1 protein-coding gene is annotated in these 248 nt (G+C 37.1%); it reads right to left on the reverse strand.

Features of this window, described 5'->3' with window-relative positions; all coding sequences use genetic code 11:
* Positions 1-108 (reverse strand): winged helix-turn-helix domain-containing protein (locus tag H5200_RS24565; RefSeq protein WP_404936389.1); only part of this gene is annotated, 108 nt, incomplete at its 3' end.
* Between the last annotated feature and the right edge of the window lie 140 nt (positions 109-248).

Raw genomic sequence — 248 nt, forward strand, 5'->3', positions numbered from 1 at the left:
GCTTGTGATCCAGCTAAACCCACGCTTCTTGAGCAGTTTGTAAATATGATCGGTGTGATATCTTATGTTGAACTGGTCATAAATATACTGAGCAATATCTTCCCCCATTAGTCTGCCTCCTTCTGCGTATTCTCATGACTTTGATCACCGATTCTCATCAGCTTTGATCACTTGATTTATCATTTTGTAGAGCCGTTTTTAAATTAGCTTAACTGATCATCATCAGTCAATTTATTTAACTGTTTTCG

This window comes from Pseudoalteromonas sp. SG43-7 (assembly GCF_014164295.1).
GTDB classification, from domain to species: Bacteria; Pseudomonadota; Gammaproteobacteria; order Enterobacterales; family Alteromonadaceae; genus Pseudoalteromonas; species Pseudoalteromonas rhizosphaerae.